Genomic DNA, 382 nt, shown 5'->3' with positions numbered 1-382 from the left:
TATTTCTCGGTTAAAATTATAATTAAAATATAATTAATACAGAAAATAATATTATCTAGTTTTCAAAGAACAAAGTTGACACTGACGTGTCAATGGAGAATAACGGGATCGAACCGTTGACCTCCTGCTTGCAAAGCAGGTGCTCTCCCAGCTGAGCTAATTCCCCAAAATATTCGATTGTCACTTACCAGTAACGATGGGTCTAAGTGGACTCGAACCACCGACCTCACGCTTATCAGGCGTGCGCTCTAAACCAGCTGAGCTATAGACCCAAAAGCGCGAACATTTATTTTGATGAGAGTCGATCTCTCAAAACTAAACAAGACTTTAATTGTGTAAGGTTTCCGAATTTTTCCTTAGAAAGGAGGTGATCCAGCCGCAG

2 tRNA genes are annotated in these 382 nt (G+C 40.3%); both read right to left on the bottom strand.

Going from position 1 to position 382, the window contains the following annotated elements:
* Positions 1-93: 93 nt before the first annotated feature.
* A tRNA-Ala gene (locus tag LfDm3_RS00635) sits at positions 94-166 on the bottom strand.
* A gap of 31 nt (positions 167-197) precedes the next feature.
* A tRNA-Ile gene (locus tag LfDm3_RS00630) sits at positions 198-272 on the bottom strand.
* Positions 273-382 lie beyond the last annotated feature (110 nt).

The sequence above is a fragment of the Fructilactobacillus fructivorans genome, assembly GCF_000814735.1.
Lineage (GTDB): Bacteria > Bacillota > Bacilli > Lactobacillales > Lactobacillaceae > Fructilactobacillus > Fructilactobacillus fructivorans.
Note: the sequence above shows the minus strand (reverse complement) of the source record. Positions and strands in the feature narration are given on the sequence as shown.